This window comes from Myroides profundi (assembly GCF_000833025.1).
GTDB classification, from domain to species: Bacteria; Bacteroidota; Bacteroidia; order Flavobacteriales; family Flavobacteriaceae; genus Flavobacterium; species Flavobacterium profundi_A.
Genome location: NZ_CP010817.1, coordinates 352217 through 371448, shown reverse-complemented (window position 1 = coordinate 371448; position 19232 = coordinate 352217). Strand labels below are relative to the sequence as shown.

Annotated in this window: 22 protein-coding genes, 3 tRNA genes and 1 riboswitch; of the genes, 14 read left to right on the top strand and 11 right to left on the bottom strand. The window is 33.2% G+C overall.

Going from position 1 to position 19232, the window contains the following annotated elements:
* Positions 1-2: 2 nt before the first annotated feature.
* From MPR_RS01700 to MPR_RS01685, 4 genes are read left to right on the top strand one after another with little or no spacing between them, the layout of a single operon-like run.
* Complete coding sequence (locus MPR_RS01700; protein ID WP_041888622.1) at positions 3-773, top strand: cyclase family protein; 771 nt, start codon at positions 3-5, stop codon at positions 771-773.
* Between the two features lie 3 nt (positions 774-776).
* A complete protein-coding gene (locus tag MPR_RS01695; RefSeq protein ID WP_041888621.1) occupies positions 777-1148 on the top strand; it encodes an MmcQ/YjbR family DNA-binding protein in 372 nt (123 codons plus the stop codon).
* Between the two features lie 2 nt (positions 1149-1150).
* A complete protein-coding gene (locus MPR_RS01690; protein WP_041888619.1) occupies positions 1151-1513 on the top strand; it encodes an MmcQ/YjbR family DNA-binding protein in 363 nt (120 codons plus the stop codon).
* A gap of 36 nt (positions 1514-1549) precedes the next feature.
* A complete protein-coding gene (locus MPR_RS01685; protein WP_041888617.1) occupies positions 1550-2080 on the top strand; it encodes a GNAT family N-acetyltransferase in 531 nt (176 codons plus the stop codon).
* 152 nt (positions 2081-2232) lie between these two features.
* Here MPR_RS01685 and MPR_RS01680 read toward each other — a convergent pair whose 3' ends face one another.
* From MPR_RS01680 to MPR_RS01650, 7 genes are all read right to left on the bottom strand, one after another.
* Positions 2233-2709 (bottom strand): hypothetical protein, encoded by a 477-nt coding sequence (locus tag MPR_RS01680; RefSeq protein WP_041888616.1) that lies wholly within the window; start codon positions 2707-2709, stop codon positions 2233-2235.
* A gap of 70 nt (positions 2710-2779) precedes the next feature.
* Complete coding sequence (locus MPR_RS01675; protein ID WP_041888614.1) at positions 2780-3571, bottom strand: energy transducer TonB; 792 nt, start codon at positions 3569-3571, stop codon at positions 2780-2782.
* Positions 3572-3649: 78 nt separating this feature from the next.
* Complete coding sequence (locus MPR_RS01670; RefSeq protein WP_041888612.1) at positions 3650-4132, bottom strand: hypothetical protein; 483 nt, start codon at positions 4130-4132, stop codon at positions 3650-3652.
* 86 nt (positions 4133-4218) lie between these two features.
* Positions 4219-5019, bottom strand: coding sequence for a hypothetical protein (locus MPR_RS01665; RefSeq protein WP_041888610.1), 801 nt, complete (start codon positions 5017-5019; stop codon positions 4219-4221).
* Entirely contained in the window at positions 5016-6218 is a 1203-nt protein-coding gene (locus MPR_RS01660) for a M56 family metallopeptidase (protein ID WP_041888608.1), read from the bottom strand. Before MPR_RS01660 ends, MPR_RS01665 begins: the two co-directional genes overlap by 4 nt.
* A gap of 2 nt (positions 6219-6220) precedes the next feature.
* On the bottom strand, positions 6221-6589 hold the full coding sequence (locus MPR_RS01655) for a BlaI/MecI/CopY family transcriptional regulator (protein WP_006257580.1): 369 nt from the start codon (positions 6587-6589) through the stop codon (positions 6221-6223).
* A complete protein-coding gene (locus tag MPR_RS01650) occupies positions 6586-7011 on the bottom strand; it encodes a hypothetical protein (protein WP_041888606.1) in 426 nt (141 codons plus the stop codon). Before MPR_RS01650 ends, MPR_RS01655 begins: the two co-directional genes overlap by 4 nt.
* Positions 7012-7540: 529 nt before the next feature.
* Here MPR_RS01650 and MPR_RS01645 point away from each other — a divergent pair.
* From MPR_RS01645 to MPR_RS01605, 10 genes are all read left to right on the top strand, one after another.
* Positions 7541-8368 (top strand): hypothetical protein, encoded by an 828-nt coding sequence (locus tag MPR_RS01645; protein ID WP_041888604.1) that lies wholly within the window; start codon positions 7541-7543, stop codon positions 8366-8368.
* A 196-nt stretch (positions 8369-8564) separates the two neighbouring features.
* Positions 8565-9386, top strand: coding sequence for a hypothetical protein (locus MPR_RS01640; protein WP_041888602.1), 822 nt, complete (start codon positions 8565-8567; stop codon positions 9384-9386).
* Positions 9387-9442: 56 nt separating this feature from the next.
* Positions 9443-9883, top strand: coding sequence for a MepB family protein (locus tag MPR_RS01635; RefSeq protein ID WP_041888600.1), 441 nt, complete (start codon positions 9443-9445; stop codon positions 9881-9883).
* A 57-nt stretch (positions 9884-9940) separates the two neighbouring features.
* Positions 9941-10121: riboswitch (cobalamin riboswitch) on the top strand.
* 113 nt (positions 10122-10234) lie between these two features.
* Entirely contained in the window at positions 10235-12304 is a 2070-nt protein-coding gene (locus MPR_RS01630; protein ID WP_041888598.1) for a TonB-dependent receptor, read from the top strand.
* Positions 12301-13437, top strand: a complete 1137-nt coding sequence (locus MPR_RS01625; protein WP_041888597.1) for a YncE family protein — start codon at positions 12301-12303, stop codon at positions 13435-13437. Before MPR_RS01630 ends, MPR_RS01625 begins: the two co-directional genes overlap by 4 nt.
* Positions 13438-13451: 14 nt before the next feature.
* On the top strand, positions 13452-14417 hold the full coding sequence (locus MPR_RS01620; RefSeq protein ID WP_041888595.1) for a hypothetical protein: 966 nt from the start codon (positions 13452-13454) through the stop codon (positions 14415-14417).
* Positions 14418-14457: 40 nt separating this feature from the next.
* Positions 14458-14673: a hypothetical protein gene (locus tag MPR_RS18845; RefSeq protein ID WP_235280494.1), complete on the top strand. Its 216-nt coding sequence runs from the start codon at positions 14458-14460 to the stop codon at positions 14671-14673.
* Positions 14674-14679: 6 nt separating this feature from the next.
* On the top strand, positions 14680-15552 hold the full coding sequence (locus tag MPR_RS18840; RefSeq protein ID WP_349267132.1) for a DUF4465 domain-containing protein: 873 nt from the start codon (positions 14680-14682) through the stop codon (positions 15550-15552).
* A gap of 210 nt (positions 15553-15762) precedes the next feature.
* On the top strand, positions 15763-16842 hold the full coding sequence (locus MPR_RS01610) for a DUF4465 domain-containing protein (protein ID WP_052472621.1): 1080 nt from the start codon (positions 15763-15765) through the stop codon (positions 16840-16842).
* 97 nt (positions 16843-16939) lie between these two features.
* A complete protein-coding gene (locus tag MPR_RS01605) occupies positions 16940-17485 on the top strand; it encodes a GNAT family N-acetyltransferase (protein WP_041888593.1) in 546 nt (181 codons plus the stop codon).
* Positions 17486-17654: 169 nt separating this feature from the next.
* Here MPR_RS01605 and MPR_RS01600 read toward each other — a convergent pair.
* From MPR_RS01600 to trxA, 4 genes are all read right to left on the bottom strand, one after another.
* A tRNA-Asp gene (locus MPR_RS01600) sits at positions 17655-17731 on the bottom strand.
* Positions 17732-17933: 202 nt separating this feature from the next.
* A tRNA-Asp gene (locus MPR_RS01595) sits at positions 17934-18010 on the bottom strand.
* A 151-nt stretch (positions 18011-18161) separates the two neighbouring features.
* Positions 18162-18235, bottom strand: a tRNA-Asp gene (locus MPR_RS01590).
* 656 nt (positions 18236-18891) lie between these two features.
* The gene (trxA, locus tag MPR_RS01585; RefSeq protein WP_006257591.1) at positions 18892-19209 is read right to left on the bottom strand and encodes a thioredoxin; all 318 of its coding nucleotides are present in this window, start codon (positions 19207-19209) and stop codon (positions 18892-18894) included.
* Positions 19210-19232: the final 23 nt, after the last annotated feature.

Sequence of the window (19232 nt, the reverse complement as noted above, 5' to 3'; positions counted from 1 at the left end):
CAATGAAAGCAACGATAACCTATTCAGATACAGACTATCAAATCGACTTCTCTAAGCCGATAGACATCTCTATCCCACTTATCAATACTGACGATAACCCTATCGCATGGTATCTAGATAAGCCTGAGATATCTCCTGTAGTCGTAGAAGACTGGATAGGAAAAGTAAGTGAAGGGAAGTCTTCGACTAACTTTAATAATATCGCCTTCAACCCTCATGGGCATGGGACTCATACAGAGTGTCTAGGACATATCACGCATGACTTCTACAATGTCAATGAGAGCTTAAGAGAATATTTCTTTTTTGCTCAACTTGTGACTATCTCCCCAGAAGTACAACAAGATGGAGACTGTGTAATCACATTAGCACAGGTAAAAAAGGTATGGACTGCTAATCATCAAAAAGCGATTATCATACGTACTACGCCTAATGAGCTAAACAAGAAACATAGAAAATACTCACATACCAATCCTCCTTACTTATGTGCTGAGGCTGCTACGTTCTTAAGAGAACAAGGTATAGATCATCTACTTATAGATCTGCCAAGTGTAGACAGAGAAGAAGATGGCGGGCAACTACTCGCTCATAAGGCGTTCTGGAAAGTAACAGATACTCGTCATCTCAACGATGATGCAAGACTAGAAGCTACCATTACAGAAATGATATATGTGGATGATGAGGTAAAGGATGGGTTCTATTTTCTGAATATACAACTAGCTTCTTTTGTCAATGATGCTAGTCCTAGTAAACCTGTATTATATAAAATCATATAAACTATGGAACTAGATGAATTATACGACTATTGTTCTTCTAGACCTTACGCTACAAGTGGTTTTCCATTTGACGAAAACTTAATGACATTCCAAGTTGGTGGAAAGATATTTGCGATGATTGCCGTGCACTTTTGGGAACAGGGTGATCGTAATATTATCCTCAAATGTGAACCTCAACTTGCTACTGAATTAAGGGAGGAATATGAAGATATTACTTATGGATATACCATGAACAAGAAACACTGGAATACGGTATATCTCAGAGGTAGATTTACACCTGATCAGATCAAAGAATGGATAGACCACTCTTATGATCTAGTCTACGATACTCTATCTCGCAAAGAACTAATACAACTCGGAAAAACACGACTATAACTATGGATGTACACATACTCTATGACTACTGCCTAAATAAAAAAGGGACAGTAGAGGACTTCCCTTTTGATGAAGAAACCCTGACATTCAAGGTGGGAGGTAAAATATACTTACTCCTAAACCTAACGAAATGGGAACAAGGGAACTGCTTTATCAATCTGAAGTGTGATCCTGAACGTGCGGAAGAATTACGTGCTGATTATAGTGAGATCACACCTGGGTATCACATGAGCAAAAAACACTGGAACAGTGTACACTTAGGAGGTTCTGTACAGTGGCCTCTATTAAAAGAATTAATAGATCATTCATATGATTTAGTATTCAACAGCTTAACTAAAAAAGTACGTGAGGAGATTAATCCATAGTATTACTCTTCTACAAACAATAAAATAAATAAAACAATGAAGGTATTTATAGAAACAGAAAGACTACTGATTCGTCAATATAAAGAAAGTGATTTACCTGCTATGATAGCAATGAATCAGGATGATCAGGTGATGGAATTCTTCTTAGACAAGAAAACAGCTGAGGAATCTACACAGGCATATAACAATATGAAGAGTAAAATAGATACTCAAGGATATGCATTCTTCGCAGTAGAAGAAAAAAGCAGTGGAAGCTTTATTGGGTTTGTCGGGTTATTAGATATTACCTTTGATGTGGACTTCGCTCCAGGAGTAGAGATAGGATGGCGTATGCTACCACAGTTCTGGGGTAAAGGGTATGCTACAGAGGCTGCTAAAGCGTGTCTAGCATTTGGTAAAGAAACTTTAGGGTTAGATAAGATCTATTCATTCACTACGACACAGAATAAGCGTTCGTATAATGTAATGGAGAAAATAGGAATGTCTTATGTAAAGAACTTTAATCATCCTCTTGTCCCTAAAGACCACCCTTTAGTAGAACATGTCTTATATGAGATCAACTTATAGAAATCTCAGCAAGGTAATCTTCTATTAAATGACTCTGTAGTAAGCCCATAAATTAGTATCAAATCATGGACTTACTATAGAGATATTATTACACCAATAAAAATCAATAGGTTTACATTATTCAGAGATATAGTTCTATACTAACAGATAGCTTACTCTTTATTTTTCTCTAATAACTTATTTAAATCTGCTGGAGTCATAATAAAGTCACTCTGCTTAATAACGAAAGGGATTGTTACTTGAGATTTGATATGCTTTCCTTCTTTTATCTCAGGAGTCCAAGTTCCTACATTCATAGCGATAGTCTTCATTCTTTCCTTGACATTGCTATTATCTACACCAAGAACGATGACTTCATTCACCTCTCCTGTATCAGTCAATAACAAACTAAGAACAAACTTAAATTCTGCTCCACTAAATACAATCTTACCACTCTCCTTAAAGAATGCTCTTAAGAAGTCTTCTTTAAAATCGCCTTGATATGTAGCTATTGTATCACGAGGTGATGTAACAACTTCTGTTGTCTGCTTATTCTTTGACTTTTTATTCTTTCTCTGAGCCACACTGTACTGAGTCCCTAATACAAACAAGGTAAAAACAAACACTAGTCTTAAGATTCTATGTATCATTCTATTTTCTTTTTTAGCAAGTTCAAGATAAACAAAAAAAGAGAGCGATATACCCTCTTCTATGATTTCGTTATACTTCTAATATGGATACATTATTGGTAAATGTAAAGTTCATCTTACTACGTATCGGTTTACCATCATACATAGCTGGGAACCACTTAGTCATTTTTCCTACTATATTCATAAACTCCTCTGACACTCCCTGCTGATGTCTATCATTATCAACTCCTTTAACTTGTGGGCTAGTCATTGTTCCGTCTTTCTCAATAGTCACCGTAATTGTATATTTCAATCTATCCCCAACAAAATTAGCTTCTCCACTAGGCCCTCTTTTCTTATTATACTCTTTCCAAAAAGCGTCTATACCACCTGGATAAGTTGCCATCTGATACAAACTATCCTCTTTCTTTGCATAATATACTGGCTTACTATTACCAGATTTAACATCTGATAAATTAATATAAAAAGGTACTGAATATCGTGATGCTATTGATGTTTTACCCTCTGTAGCAGGCTTCCACTTCTTTAGAGATTTCACTGTACGGACAACTTCCTCTGATATAGATGAGTCTGTAATACCTGGCACAGTAATATTATCTACTTGTCCTGACTCTGTTACTGTAAAATTAATAGTAAAACTAAGTTCTGTCTCTTCTGTCTCTATCTCTTGGTTATTCTTGTAAAAGGCTTTTACAAAATCATTCATAAAATGACCTGGATACTTAGCGTGCTTTTTATCTGTCAGAACAGATACTTCATTCGATAGATTATTTGCTACCACTTTATGCATCCCTCCTCCTAACCAAAATAAGGTAGTAGATACAAGTGCTAGTATTACTTTAGTTGTCGTTGTATTGAACATTATATTGTGCTTTTTATTAACAGCTAACTAAGATATCTCTTATAACCATAACAAAAAAGCCCCTACATCACATTGACACTAAATTTCATTAACATCTGCTAATAATATAATCGGCAATGTATACTGTGAAGTAATCTTCTCTCCTTTATAAGAAGCTGGAATCCATGTATCTGCTGTTATCATATAAATGATCTCTTTTAGCTTATCATTCTCTTCTGATGTAAAGTTGCTGCGCAATACACTGACTCCATTAATAGAGCCGTCTTTCTCAATAGTTAATTCAAAAACAAGATTAATATTATTACTCACCTTCTTATTGGGAAAAGCTTGATAGAAGTGCTTAGAAAAGTTTATAGATAATTGATCAGCACTCACACGAGAAGAAGCAGGTTTAAACTGTTTGTTATGCGTGAATTCAACAGTATCTGTATTAGACCTAGCACAGATCAAGGCAGACTTAGGAGTATGCTCATGGATAACTACTCTATCTTGTGCAAACGAGTCCATAACTAAGGTAACGATAAAAATAGTGAAGAGGTACTTAAAATAATTAGTTCTCATTTTTTGTTTTAAAAATACAAATTATTCAAGTGCTACTATAAAAAAACCTGTCTTTTAACGACAGGTTCTATATGCATTTATTCTAATTACGAAGAGAGTACAAAAGGTAATACCTCCTTATTCAGATTATATTCATCTTCTAATAGCTCTTTCAGTTTATCACTCTGAAGCATCTGTATAAATAGAGCCCCCTGAGCACGAAGCAATCTTTCTTCTTTATCAATACCTAAGTTTAGTTTATAAATTCTCTCAATCGAACTTACGAAATAAGGAAATACATTATAATATTCATTCCTAAGATTCTTCCTTATTGCATAAAAGGCGAAAGCTTCTATAAAAGGTTTACGCATTACCTCAGTATCTTTAATATCATTTATTCCTGTACATATCCTCGCAGAGTACTCTCCATTCGGTGTAATCTTATCTATATTAAAAAACTTAACTGCAACATTAAGTACTTCATCCATAGAGATAGTATCTTTTTTACTATTCTTTTTTATCACTTGAGAGCTATACTTCTCTACTAACGGGCTAAAAATAGTATCCGCCACCATCATAGATAGAAAGCCATCTTGTGACAAAGTAATCTCTTTATTCGAGGCAAATGTATTCTTCTCTAAAGGCTCTGAAAAATTCACTACTAGATAATCCCAAAACAAACGATGCTTATTAATATACTCAGCTCCCTTCACAGTAGAGTCTACTTCTTTTACAGTTTTAAGAAGACGTATCTCACCTGACGAAAGCTCAACTTTCTCAAGTGCAAGAAAGTTACTGTAATCCTCTAATATCTCTTGTCCCATACTTGTTAGTACACCTCCTAATAAAGTCACTACGCAAGTAACATATAGCTTAAATGATAATAATACTGTTGTTATTGGTCTCATGGTGTTGCTCTTTTAAAAGTTATTGGTAAAGTAAACACTGTACTCACTACTTCTCCATTCTGCTGTGCAGGAAGCCATTTTGGCATCGTCCTTAAGGTCTTTACAATCTCTTCTCCTACTCCTAGCGGATCTCTTAAAACCACTATATTCTCTAATGTCCCATCCGTTTCTACTGTAAACTGTATTACTACTTTAGCTTCGTTCTCTTCTGAATAGGGATATGGATCTGTAAAATTTAGAAGAAAATCATTAATAAACTTATTCATTCCTCCTGGATATTGAGCTCGCGTATCTGTCGCTTGGAACGGTCTACTACTTGTATCTGACGTCACTTTCTGATGAGTTGACTTGGCTTGAATAGCAAGTGTACCCACTAGTAAAAAAAGAATACAAGACAAGCTGATCCCTACTCTATTTCTCCATGGACTATTGTTTTTTGTAATCATGATGAATCGCTTCTTTGTCAAGTTAAAGTTGAAAGAGCTCGTTACTTGTAACTCATGCTGTTTATAAGTCTGAGCTAATAATAACTGTAAATATGCTCCTGCTTCTTCTTGAGAAGAAACGCTCGAGTCATCTGCTAAAAACTCATGGTTTAACGCTATACAAGTCTTATAATAATAGAATATTGGGTGAAACCAAAAGAGCACTTTTAGCATCTCTATCAATATAATATCTAAGCTATGTCTCTGCTGTACGTGTACTATCTCATGTTGCAATATTTTATTGTCTTCTGACACTTCTTCTGTTATAGGAAAGTATACAATATTTCCAAACGAGAAGGCATTTGTGATTTGACTAGATAAAACTATCGCTACATCATTGAATTCTATACTAGTTCCTTCCTGTCTTAACATTCTAATTTTGATAGTTTCGACAACTAACTTAGATAGTGAGAATAATATACCTATCAGATATAACACCCCTATTCCATAAGACCAATCTATAGTAGAATTAACCATCACCTCCTGTTTAGGAGTTTCCATAATGACATCGTTTAATTCTTCTAAAGTTTGATTCCATGATACCATCTCCACATCTGTAGAAATAGTAATAAACGGTAAAAAAAGCCCTATAAGCAATGTCCCTAGTAGGTAATATCTCTTAAAGTAATGTGCTTTACTATTCTCTAACAACAGTTTATATATCACTAGTGAAGCAATGAGAATAAGTGTGATTTTGGATAGGTATAATAACATAGCTATTTCGTTTTTAACTGTTCATCTACTATTTTTTTTAATTCTTCTAATTCATGTTTACTCATCTTACTTTTTCTAGTAAAAAAAGAAGCAAAACGCAAAGCAGAGTTATCAAAGAAGTTCTCTACCATGACGTTAAGATGTTTTTCAAAGTAATCGTCCTTCGCTATTAAAGGGTAGTACTCTCTAGAGTTACCATAAAGTTTATAATCAATAAACCCTTTGTCAACTAATCTTTTTAATAACGTTGCCACTGTTGTTTGAGCAGGTTTAGGCTCTGGGTACTTTTCCATAATATCCTTTGTAAATGCCTTCTCCATATCCCAAATATATTCCATTAGTTGTTCTTCTGTTTGTGGTAGTTTTATCATTCTCGTACAGTTGTAATATGTTCTAATATTCCTTTTTTATAATGCTTTACTTGTATTAATCTCCCTTTTATATCATAGATAAACCAAGATCCTGTATAGTAATAATGCAAACCTTTATTAGTCTTGACCAATATAGTTTTACCGATCGCTTCTACTTTATGATTAGGGTGATAAAAAGTAGTATGAGCTATAGAATCTCGGATCACTTCTTTTTTATACAGCTTTCCATCTCGCTTATACCTCCATATCCCTTTCTGAAAACCCTCATTGTCGTATTTTCCACGTTGTACTTCCTGCTTTCCCTCGACTGTACTTTTAAACACCCAACGTCCTACCTTCTCTCCTTCAACCTTCTGATTAATCTTACAAGAACTGAAAGATACAATTAGTACAAGACTAAAAATGAATACACTATACTTCATAATACCGATATTTGTAGATGTTGTTCTACAAATATAGAACACTTGCTTAGAAAAACAAATATTCACATCATTATTTTAAAAATAAGTACATAAAAGAGCTATTTCTTATTAGTGTTTATTTTTAAACTAATTATCGTTTTCGTTTAATTTGCTAGGGGATTGCTTGAGGGTTCCTTGCACCTTTCTTCGACAAAAGTACCTTCTGGGCAAGAAAACCCCTAGAAATCTCCTAGGAATCCCCAAGAAAGTGCAAGCTGAGCGTACATATCTCATTTATAAACAACAAAGTCAAAAGCAGCTGTATTAATAAAACCTATTTTGCTTTAACATATTGCTGACCATACATTAAGGTAATACAATTATTATTATAACTATTTTGAAGTAAAAACTGCTTTATTTTTTATTTCTAATACCGACAACTCCTATTAACAAATTTATCGTAAATCACTAAATAACAACAAACTAAAAGTAAAAAAAACTATCAAATAAATATATATTTTAATAATTTTGTACCACTAATATTCATTCCATGAAAAAAGCTATAACTAACATTTTAAGTACTTTATTAGTATTTACAACTATAGGATGTAGTTCTGATAGTAACAATTCTAATGAAGAAGGCACCATCGATTCAGGAAAAGAAAAAACAACTGTATTAGATATTTATACTAATATAGATACCTTTAAAGATGGTAATGATTCTTACAAGGTAAAGTTTGCCTATGACAGTCAAGGTAAAGTAACTAATCATTACATGACCTATGAAGCTATAAGAAACAATCAATTAGTATTAAGTTCTAAAACTGAATGTTCGTATTACTATGACAATCACAACCAACTTACTCAGATCAAAGAAGTCAATGACAAAGGTAAGATGATTAAAAACTTCGTCTTCGAATACGATAATAAAGGACAGATGATTAAAAGTTCTGATCTAGATTATGATAATGAACTGCTCTTCACTCATAATAACAAAAAACAAATAATAACAGCCACTGATATTAACACCACCACTAACTTTAAATATGACAGTAACGGCAACCTAGCTAATACATTTATGATAGACAATGCTAACATTGTAGAGGCTTATACTTATGATAACAATCCCAACCCTTTTAAGAATATGCCTGTCAATGTTCCTCTACATTTTCAAAAAACAACAGCTTTTGATATCATGTATTACTACAAACCTATTAATAATGTGACTACTTATAATCAAAATAACACCACAAAAGGAAATGTAGAGTATGAGTATAACAAGAATAAATACCCTAAAAAAAGCATTACTACAAATAACAATGGAGTTGTTAAAGAAGAGTTCTCTTATAAAGATATAGAGATAATTAAAACGAAATAATAGCTATAATTCATACAAATTCAATTTCAATAATCATATATATACAACATTCTCTTATCAATATTATCCTCCTTAAAACTAGTAAGTTTACTCAATTTTTCTATTCATAACTTAAAAAGTTGAGAGAATATCATATTACCTATAAGTGTAATCAAACAAAAGTATATCTTTAAGACTTACTAAACACTTACAAATTATGATTAGAAATATTACTTTTTTTACTTATTTATTAGTTGCTATAAGCATAAGTAGTTGCTCCTCAGACAATACAACTGAGAACAACAAAACAGTCACTGTATTAGAATATTACAAAAAGATTAAAACAGAAAACAACAATATTTTAATCTCTGAAATAACTTTTGAATACAATAATAATGGCAATGTAATAAAACATAATACTGTAGATTATTTTAAGAAAAAAGGATATGAAAAGTTATTCTATCTAAATAAGTCAGAAACAAATTATACTTATAATACCTCTAACAAGCTTCTTCATTTAGTGGAAAAAGATTCACTAGGAAAAATCAAAGAAGATGATGCTTTAGTATACAATGACAAAGGAATCTTAACTAAAGTAATTTCAAATAAGTACAGCAACTCTAGCTATGAATACAAAACGAATAGTAATAATCAAATTTACTATGTATATCCTATAGCTTCAGAAAATAAAAGTAACATAGAATACTTCTATGACACAAAAGGCAATGTAACCAGTGTCAAATTAGAGGAGTCTACTTTCCCAAGTGAAGAATTCACATATGATGAAGCACCTAATCCTTTTAAGGATATGCCTATAAATTTATCCGTATTAGAATATCGTACTGCATTCTCGCCTATTATATACAACTATAACCCGTCTAACAATATAAAGACAAGTAAAAGTTTCGTTTACCCCTTAGAGACTAAGGAATACCAATACAATAAGAATAATTATCCAACATATACTAAGACGATAAATCACAACGAATATATAATTGAAGAGTTTTTTAACTATAAAACACTTACAGTAGAAAAATAATACAGAATAAAAGGACTTAAAACATTCTAATACCATTCATTTATAAACATCCTTAAATGCTACTTCATAATTATCAAAAGCAACTAAATAAAATATTAGTAAACAGCATAACCACTAGTATCTCAGATATCCAATGGAGTACAGAAAAAAATGACTACAATGCCTGTACTTTCTATTTCAACAATAAAAAAGTTATATATAGAGAAGCTAAAATAACACCCAAAAAGGTAGGCTATTTCGTAGCCATTTGGCAACGTGATCATGATGGGAAGACTATTCCTTATCATATCACAGATGATTTTGACTATTTTATTATCGCTACTCAACAAGGATACTTTCTATACCCAAAAGAAGAATTAGCTAGGCTTCATATCATCTCTACTGAACAAAAAGAAGGCAAAAGAGGAATGCGTGTCTATCCTATTTTAGAAACGGAGATGAACAAGCAAGCTTTAAAGACTTTTCAATCTCATCTGCCTTTTTGGAATAATTTTTAAAGATTCTATAATAAAATACCATTAACAGAATAAATACATTCCATTAAGCTTTTTTTATATATTTGTAACGAGACTGGTTATCATTGTGATACGAAAAAGGGAATTAGGTGAAAATCCTAAACAGACCCGCTGCTGTAAGCTCATAAATAGTAACGAATCTAGCTATCCACTGTCGCATAGATGGGAAGGATATTCGTTATGAGCAAGTCAGAATACCTGCCATTCTAAAATAAGTTTTGATGTTTTCGGGGGATGAAACATAAGGCGTTCTATGATATAGTCATTGGCAACAATGATTTTGACGCATTTATATCTACTCCAAATGTCAAAATCAACTAGCCAAAAACTAATATGACAAAAACAAAATTACTAGTACTAACCACTGCGTTATGTATAGCGAATACTGCTATATATGCACAGACCCCTAAAGACAGTATCACTGCTCTAAATGAGATCGTGATACAAAAAGAAGTCTTTCGAGATCTTATACCTGTACAGACACTAGACGGAGCTAAACTTCAACGTCTTAATAGTTATAGTGTAGCTGATGCTCTACGATACTTCGCAGGAGTGAAGATCAAAGATTATGGTGGTATGGGAGGACTAAAGACAGTAGACGTTCGTAATATGGGTACTCATCACGTAGGAGTATTTTATAACGGGGTACAAGTAGGCAATGCACAGAATGGAATCGTAGACTTAGGTAAGTTCTCCTTAGACAATATCGAGACTGTAAAACTATACAATGGTCAACGCAGTGCTATTTTCCAATCTGCTAAAGAGTTTGCATCTGCTTCTACTGTATATCTACAAACTAAAAAACCTGTCTTCCAAGAAGGAAAAGACGTAAATATATCAGCTAAATACAAGGCTGGTTCTATCCAATTAGTCAATCCTTCTGTACGTACAGATATCAAAGTAAACAACAATATTAGTACCTCTATCAGTGCTGAGTATATCTATTCTAATGGAGATTATAAATTCAGACAAAAACGCCATAATATAGATGGTTCTGTAGCTTATGATACTATTGGTCATAGAAAGAATAGTGATATAGAGGCTTATCGAATAGAGAATACATGGTTTGGAAAAACAGATAAAGATACTTGGCAAGCTAATTTATATTACTATCAATCTGACAGAGGGTTACCTGGTGCTGTAATCAAAAAAAGTGATGTCACTCTTGAAACAGAAAACATCAATGAACGCCAACAAGACAAAAACTTCATGGCACAAGGAGAATGGACTAGATTTGTTTCTGATAGGTATCAATTCCAACTCAAAGGGAAATATGCTTATGATGAGATGCATTACTTATCTCGTAAGACGGTAGGCTTCGAAGGAGAAGAGGTAACTTACAATCCACAGTTTGACAATACCTATTTTCAACAAGAATATTATCTATCTGCAGCACACCTATACAAGCTTACAGATATATGGGATGTTTCCTTATCTACAGATTTACAATACAATAAGTTAAACGCAACACGTAAGGGACAAGGAACTCCGTTCTCTTATCCTGAGCGCTATACATTCTTGACTTCACTTGCTACATCCGTAAACCTAGGTAAAGTAAAGGCTCAGGCTAATATACTAGGAACATTTACAAAAGAGAAAGTACGTTATAACTTTGAAGCACCTGATCGTCAGTTTTGGGCACCTTCTGTGTTCCTAAGCTATAAACCATGGGATAATGAGGACTTAGTCATTCATTCATTCTATAAGTATATTTATAGACTACCTACATTCAATGATCTTTATTATACTCAATTAGGTACAGCGAACTTAAAGCCTGAAGCATCTAGACAGGTTAACTTAGGTTTTACTTATAACAAACAGTTTCAACAGTCTCTTTTTGAAGAAGTACATCTGTCTGTTGAGTCTTATTATGCTAATATTACAGATAAGATTATCGCTACTCCTACTTCTAGTATGATGAGATGGATGATGACTAACCTAGGAAAGGTAGAAAACTACGGAATAGAAACTAACTTAGGAACTACCCTAAAAATCATGGAAGACTTAAAGTTAGGAGTAAACCTAACTTATGAATATACGGTTGCCAAAGACAAGAGTAAAACGCTATATGGCAAGCCTTCTTATTACGGAGATCAGATACCTTATGCTCCATGGCATTCAGGATCTTCTATTGTCAGTCTAGACTATAGAGATTGGGGGCTTAACTATAGTTTTATTTATGTAGGAGAACGTTACAATGGTAATAAAAACAATATCAAGCGAAATGAAATACAGCCTTGGTATACGCATGATATTTCCTTACTTAAAAGTTTTCAGTGGAGACAATATCACTTTAAAGCAAGCATAGAGGCTAATAATATTGCTAATCAATATTATGAAGTTGTGAGCAACTTCCCAATGCCAGGACGTAACTTCCGTTTCACTTTAAGCTTTGACCTATGAAATTAAACAAAATAATATTCCTTGCATTAGCATTACTAACATTAGTAAGTTGTCGCAAAGATGAGATGATATTCTTATCTGATAGTTCACAAGTATCTATTCCTATTACTACTGATAAATACAGTGGTTTCTACCTGCTTAATGAAGGTAATATGGGAATGAACAGAGCTTCTATAGACTTATTTGAATATCACAACGGAACGTATACTAGAGATATCTTCTCAGAAAGAAATCCAAATATTACTAAAGAACTAGGTGATGTAGGTAATGACATCAAGATATATGGTACTAAAGCTTATGCTACTATTAACGTATCAAACTTCATAGAAGTATTTGACGTAGAAACTGGTAAACATATTAAACAAATCCATGTACCTAACTGTCGTTATTTAGCTTTTAAAGATGATAAGGCTTATGTTAGCTCTTATGCAGGAAAAGTAGAAATAAATCCAAATGCAGAACGTGGTTTCGTAGCGGAGATAGATACCTTATCACTAGAAGTAACTAGACGAGTAACGGTAGGTTATCAACCTGAAGAAATAGTCATTAAAGGAAACAAACTATATGTAGCTAACTCTGGAGGATACCGTGTTCCTAATTATGATACTACAGTATCAGTGATAGACATTCCTTCATTTACAGAAACCAAAAAGATAGATGTAGCCATCAACTTACATCGTATGCAAATTGATAAAGCTGGAGACATCTATGTTTCTTCAAGAGGAGACTATTATAATGTAGAACCTAACTTGTATGTAATAGACTCTAACTCTGACCAAGTGAAGCAGAAGCTTGACATACCTGTGTCTAATATGACTATGGATGATGACAAGCTATACTACTACGCTACTTCTTATAAACATAACACAGGAGGTAATAATGTGTCGTATGGTATTCTTAATACATTGACAAAAAAAGTTATTACCGATAATATCATCACTGATGGCACAGAAAAAAAAATACAGATACCTTATGGAATAGCAGTCAATCCTGAAACTAAAGAAATCTTCATGACTGACGCACAAGACTATATAGGAACAGGTTTTGTCTACTGTTTCTCTCCTGAAGGAAAGCTTAAATGGAAGACAACTGGAGGTAATATACCTGCTCATATCGCATTCATTAAAAAATAAACCAATAACTTAATATGAAAACAAAAAGATTAAAACTAAGCCTAATAGCTACTCTATGCTTATCAGCTATTACTTTTTATAGCTGTTCTAGTGATGACAACACTCAACAAGAAGAATTTGTTGACTCTATATCATATAACTATAGTGACGTAACTAAGGTATTAGACTTTCTTCCTGCTCCAGGTCAATTTGTAAATGATTTACCTAAATATGAAGTAGGTGATACTCAAGAAATAATGAATCAGAAAGCATTGAAAGCTATTTCTGGCGACAAACTATCTATGGTAACACTTGGAGGTTTTGGAGGATATATTGTAATGGGGTTTGACCATACCATACCTAACAAAGATGGCAGAAGAGACTTTGTTGTATTAGGTAATGCTTTTAAGAGCAGTTCAGAGCCAGGTATTATCATGGTTGCTTATGATAAGAATAAAAATGGTAAACCTGATGAGGACGAGTGGTATGAAATAGCTGGTAGTGAATACAAGAATCCTAAAACTATTCACGACTATGAAATAACATTTCACAAGCCTTCTCCTGAATTAGATGCCCAAAAAGGAGATTTTGACAAATACATTTACTTTGAAACTAATCAAGGCCAAAAAGATTATAAACCTAAAAACCAATTCCATGACCAAAGTTACTATCCTCTTTGGATAACTGACAAAAAGATTACATTCAAAGGTTCTAGACTACCAAATAATGCTTCTGACACAAGTGGGAACGGTACCTACTGGATTTTACCAGAATATGAATATGGTTATGTAGACAACCAAGTTAATAGTCATATAGACGCAGCCATCGATATTAATTGGGCTGTTGACAAACAAGGTAACAAAGTAAAACTTCCTGGAGTAGATTTCATTAAAGTATACACAGCTATGGATCAAGAGGCTGGTTGGTTAGGCGAAACTTCTACAGAAGTAGCAGGAGTAATTGACTTACATAAAGCCAAACTAAACGTTCCTACTAGATAAAATAATTAACCAACTATAAGCTATTTAACGATTATAAATTATGAAAAAACACTTTACTAAGTTAAGTTCTATACTACTTTTAGGACTAACTTTACTAACAGCTTCTACTTTTACGAGCTGTTCTAATGATGACAATGTCCCTTATGTAATACCTACATTCAGTGGAACAGTTGAGTCTGTAACTTTTGATGAAGTTACCATAGATCCACAACTGAACATTGCTAATGCTGTCTACAGATGGAAAGACAACGCTTAAGGAACCATTCTATCTAATGAACAAGTATTAAAATACACATACAATACTCCTGGAACTAGAGATCTAGTTTTAATAGTAGAGCAAGGAAACTCTCATAGTTATTATACCTATAAAGTTGATGTAGCTAAAAGCTATAATTATAACTACATTACATTAGACCTTTCTACTTTCAATCTAGCTAATGGCCTGAATAAACAAGGAGGTCAAATATGGAGTAAGACTTATACTGATAAAGTACTATTACAACATCAGATATTCACCTTCTCTCACACATCAGAATATCCAAATACTTGGGATGGTTTTACAGTATCTAATGTAAAAGACAATAATAATTATAACCAAGAAGGATCTGTAGGTTTCATAGAGAACCAATGGGGCTCAATGGCTAAAGGAGGTACACAAGGCGAAGGCACACCTTTTATAATAGGGTATTGGGGATACTATATGAAAGATTGGCAAGCAACACAAGGAGTATTTAATGAAAAGCAATACTCTAATTGGATTAAGATAGGAGAAGCTAAAGACAGTTACAAAGCCGTTAATGTAGATATCTCTAACCATCCATGGCCATATTATGGAAACTTAACAGGAGATTCTTTTGCTAGAAAATTTGTCAAAGGAGACTACTTTAAGCTAATGATTTATGGAGTTGACAAAGACAATAAGATCAACCAAAAACCTGTTACACATTACTTAGCAGATTACAGAGGTGATGAATTAATCATGTCTAAAGATTGGCATAAAATAGACCTATCATCACTTGGTGAAGTAAGTTATTTAGTATTCCAGATGGAAACTACAGATGCAGGAGACTTTGGGCCAAATACATCTGTTTACTTCTGTATGGACAACCTAACAGTCGATAAAATAGACAAATAAAATAATATCAATTAAAGCATCACGTATAAGTGGTGCTTTTTTTATTACCTCACAACTACCACAATTACAAAGATATTTCTAAAAAACAACACTTCAACTGTCATTATATGACATTTATTTACAAAAATTAACAACAATTTAAAAACAATAGATTCGTTTATTTCATTAATTTTACACAAAATTTATTAACTATAACACATATTCCTAAAGATGAAACTTAGATTCTTACGTACTAGTTTACTACTTGCTCTAGGCTTAACCCTTACGACTACAGTATTCACTTCATGTTCTAGCGATGATAGTAACCATACTATCGTTATCAAAGAAGTAAAACAATCTGTAGAAGCGAGAAGCGAGTTTACAATCGACCCTAAAATTGATCCTACTACACATAAGTTTGTATGGCATAATACTACTACTCAGAAAAAACTTTCTGAAGAACCTATCTTAAAGTATAAGATTGATTATGCTGAGACTCAAACTATCGCATTAAGAGTAACTTCTAACACAGGAGTATTAGAAATATATGATTATATCGTTACTGCTAAGTATGGTGAGACTCATAATATTCTTAACCTTAAAGATATTAAATTAGGCCTACCAGTTGAAGGAGGTAATCTATGGACAGATACTTTTACTAATGGTGCGAGAATAGAAGCTAAACCTTTCTCATTCAGTCATACTGTTTCTACTTTCGGAGAAAACAAATACTGGAATGGATTTATTGCTTCAAACAGTACAGATCAAAAAGACCATAAAGACAAGTTTGCTAGCAATATGCACGGTAGTATGGCTAAAAACACTGACAAAAACGGTAATGCACTTCCTTTCTTAGTGGCATACACAGAAGGTATCACTACTAAATACGCTAAAGGTGATGTAATCGATGTAAATAAAGCGGTAACATCTGTAACTCTTTCAGATGAAAAAGGACAACAATTATTACCTGTAGAAATAAATGTAGGTCTAAGCCCATATACTTACTACTCAATCAAAAACGGAGATAACTTTGCAAAGAAATTTGGTAAAGGTGATTATTACTCAATCATTGTTTATGGACTAGATGAAAACAAAAAAGTAATCAATAATCCTATTGAGTTAAAACTTGTAGAGTACAAAGATGATAAAGGAAGCATCAATACTAATTGGCAAAAAATAAAACTAGACAAACTAGGAGCTGCTAAATACTTAGTATTCTATGTAGACTCATCTGATAAAGGAGAATATGGTATTAATACACCTGCTCTATTTACAGTAAAAGACCTAGTTGTACATAAACTAGCTAAGTAATATTTAAAAATATACTTATAACATATTTGAAGGAACTGTTCTATAGCAGTTCCTTTTTTTATACCTTGTTCTCACGTATAGATTAACACACCTAATAATGAACATCCAGATAATACAGTCACGAACTATCACTACAGATATAGAACAATTATTTACAGAATACAATAGAGCAATACAATCAGATTTAAAGCCATTAGACAACTCCATAAGCATAAGTATTAACTCGAGCACAGATAACGTCTCTAATGAAGCGCTACTATATATAGCTAAAGTAAATGGTACTCTAGCAGGCTGTATAGCCATGCACAGACTTACTGATACGACTTGTGAAATTACAAATCTATATATACGTCCAAAGTATCAAGGACTGGGTATAGGAAATAAACTATGCCAATACATCATACAGCATATAGAATCATTAAACTACAAGAGAATTTATGTAACTACTACTAAAGCACAACAAGGCCAGAACGCTATCTATAGAGAATATGGTTTTACCAAGTGTATACCATATGTAACAGTGCCACATCCTAACGCAATCTACATGGATTATATCTTTGTAAAAGATGATTATATCCAGAATAACCTTTTAAAAGCAGCCTTAAGAATCTTTAAATATCGTAATAGAGAACGATATAGATAAGTATATAAAAACAAAAAAGCTCTCCCGCACTAGGAAAGCTTTTCATTGGTCTAACTACTAAACCTTTAGTGCTTTCGCACTTAACAACACAACTATTTTTAGCTCCTCTAATGTTAAACATTTTGAGGCCAAAAAAAACCTCCCAACTTCATGAGAGGCTCTTTTCTATTGGCGGTCTGGACGGGACTCGAACCCGCGACCCCATGCGTGACAGGCATGTATTCTAACCAACTGAACTACCAAACCAATATTCAATATTTTCTACATGTTATTATCAAAATTCAACAGTTGATTAAAAAAAGCTCTCCCGCACTAGGAAAGCTTTTCATTGGTCTAACTACTAAACCTTTAGTGCTTTCGCACTTAACAACACAACTAATTTTTAGCTCCCTAAAAAACTTTAGAGGGCAAAAAAAGCCGTCCCACGTTGTGAGAGGCTCCTTTTAACTGGCGGTCTGGACGGGACTCGAACCCGCGACCCCATGCGTGACAGGCATGTATTCTAACCAACTGAACTACCAAACCAGTGTTTTTGTATTAAAGCTTAATTCTTTAACGGCGACAAAGGTAACTCTTTTTTTAAAACTTCCAAACTTTTTTTAAAGTTTTTATTTTTTAACGAAGAGTGGATAAAAAAGCATCTCTATATTTCAAGAGATGCTAGTCTCCCCTTTTGCGGTCTGGACGGGACTCGAACCCGCGACCCCATGCGTGACAGGCATGTATTCTAACCAACTGAACTACCAAACCTTCGTCGTTATTGCTTTAATGCGATGCAAATATACAACCATTTTCTACAGTTCCAAATGTACTTTTAAAAAAAATCAAACTTTTCTCCTTATTAATTTTGATAAAACTGAGTATCAACAACATAAAACTTAAACTTTTTTTCATTTTTTTTACTCCATATCCTCTGCTCTTCTCATAAACAACAAAAATCACACTGATTCCACGTACTATTTAGCATCAGCACCTCTTATAATTACCTATTTTTATCTAAAAAAGTAATGTGATTACTTAAAAAAACAAGCCATCAAATCAAAAAACAAGACAATCACCAACGATTTACAAACCAAAAAATACAATACCTCCTATCAGACAACTCGCTTTTCTACTCCCTAAACAAGAAATTGAGCAATCCTCTCCTCCTTAAAAGAGCCAATCTTTAAAATATTTCTCTTTTATATATACAGTATGTCAAAGAACCTATGAACTATAATTCAATTACAAAACTATACTTTCATACATTCTTTATCTTACTTACTGCTTAGTATAGCCACTAATGACTTATTTTGCTCTATAATGGTCGCAACTATTGGGACACTACATTCACTTCTCTAGGATAAAGTCAAAAAAAAAAGACCCTCATTACTGAGAGTCTTCCTTAATACTATATATATCGAGGATTATAATAATCCTTCAATGAAATCTACATAAGTTTTCTTAGGTGCAACACCTACTTGACGTTGTACTACTTCACCATCTTTGAATACTAATACAGTAGGGATATTTCTAATACCGAATTTAGCAGCGAACTCTTGATTTGCATCAACATCTACTTTACCTACTACAGCTTTTCCTTCGTATTCTGAGCTGATCTCTTCGATTACTGGCCCTAACATTTTACAAGGTCCACACCATACTGCCCAAAAGTCAACCACTACGGGTTTGTCTGATTTTAATACTACTTCCTCGAAAGTAGCATCTGTTATTTCTAATGCCATTATTCTTTGCTTTTATATTATAT

Bases quoted from the DNA above. Each gene is read 5' to 3' on its own strand.
- MPR_RS01695 (WP_041888621.1), top strand. From the start codon at position 777: ATGGAACTAGATGAATTATACGACTATTGTTCTTCTAGACCTTACGCT.
- MPR_RS01605 (WP_041888593.1), top strand. From the start codon at position 16,940: ATGAACATCCAGATAATACAGTCACGAACTATCACTACAGATATAGAA.
- MPR_RS18845 (WP_235280494.1), top strand. From the start codon at position 14,458: ATGAAAAAACACTTTACTAAGTTAAGTTCTATACTACTTTTAGGACTA.
- MPR_RS01610 (WP_052472621.1), top strand. From the start codon at position 15,763: ATGAAACTTAGATTCTTACGTACTAGTTTACTACTTGCTCTAGGCTTA.
- MPR_RS01665 (WP_041888610.1), bottom strand. From the start codon at position 5,019: ATGAGACCAATAACAACAGTATTATTATCATTTAAGCTATATGTTACT.
- trxA (WP_006257591.1), bottom strand. From the start codon at position 19,209: ATGGCATTAGAAATAACAGATGCTACTTTCGAGGAAGTAGTATTAAAA.
- MPR_RS01650 (WP_041888606.1), bottom strand. From the start codon at position 7,011: ATGAAGTATAGTGTATTCATTTTTAGTCTTGTACTAATTGTATCTTTC.
- MPR_RS01680 (WP_041888616.1), bottom strand. From the start codon at position 2,709: ATGATACATAGAATCTTAAGACTAGTGTTTGTTTTTACCTTGTTTGTA.
- MPR_RS01630 (WP_041888598.1), top strand. From the start codon at position 10,235: ATGACAAAAACAAAATTACTAGTACTAACCACTGCGTTATGTATAGCG.
- MPR_RS01660 (WP_041888608.1), bottom strand. From the start codon at position 6,218: ATGTTATTATACCTATCCAAAATCACACTTATTCTCATTGCTTCACTA.
- MPR_RS01635 (WP_041888600.1), top strand. From the start codon at position 9,443: ATGCTACTTCATAATTATCAAAAGCAACTAAATAAAATATTAGTAAAC.
- MPR_RS01670 (WP_041888612.1), bottom strand. From the start codon at position 4,132: ATGAGAACTAATTATTTTAAGTACCTCTTCACTATTTTTATCGTTACC.
- MPR_RS01690 (WP_041888619.1), top strand. From the start codon at position 1,151: ATGGATGTACACATACTCTATGACTACTGCCTAAATAAAAAAGGGACA.
- MPR_RS01675 (WP_041888614.1), bottom strand. From the start codon at position 3,571: ATGTTCAATACAACGACAACTAAAGTAATACTAGCACTTGTATCTACT.
- MPR_RS01620 (WP_041888595.1), top strand. From the start codon at position 13,452: ATGAAAACAAAAAGATTAAAACTAAGCCTAATAGCTACTCTATGCTTA.
- MPR_RS01640 (WP_041888602.1), top strand. From the start codon at position 8,565: ATGATTAGAAATATTACTTTTTTTACTTATTTATTAGTTGCTATAAGC.
- MPR_RS01655 (WP_006257580.1), bottom strand. From the start codon at position 6,589: ATGATAAAACTACCACAAACAGAAGAACAACTAATGGAATATATTTGG.
- MPR_RS01645 (WP_041888604.1), top strand. From the start codon at position 7,541: ATGAAAAAAGCTATAACTAACATTTTAAGTACTTTATTAGTATTTACA.
- MPR_RS01685 (WP_041888617.1), top strand. From the start codon at position 1,550: ATGAAGGTATTTATAGAAACAGAAAGACTACTGATTCGTCAATATAAA.
- MPR_RS01700 (WP_041888622.1), top strand. From the start codon at position 3: ATGAAAGCAACGATAACCTATTCAGATACAGACTATCAAATCGACTTC.
- MPR_RS01625 (WP_041888597.1), top strand. From the start codon at position 12,301: ATGAAATTAAACAAAATAATATTCCTTGCATTAGCATTACTAACATTA.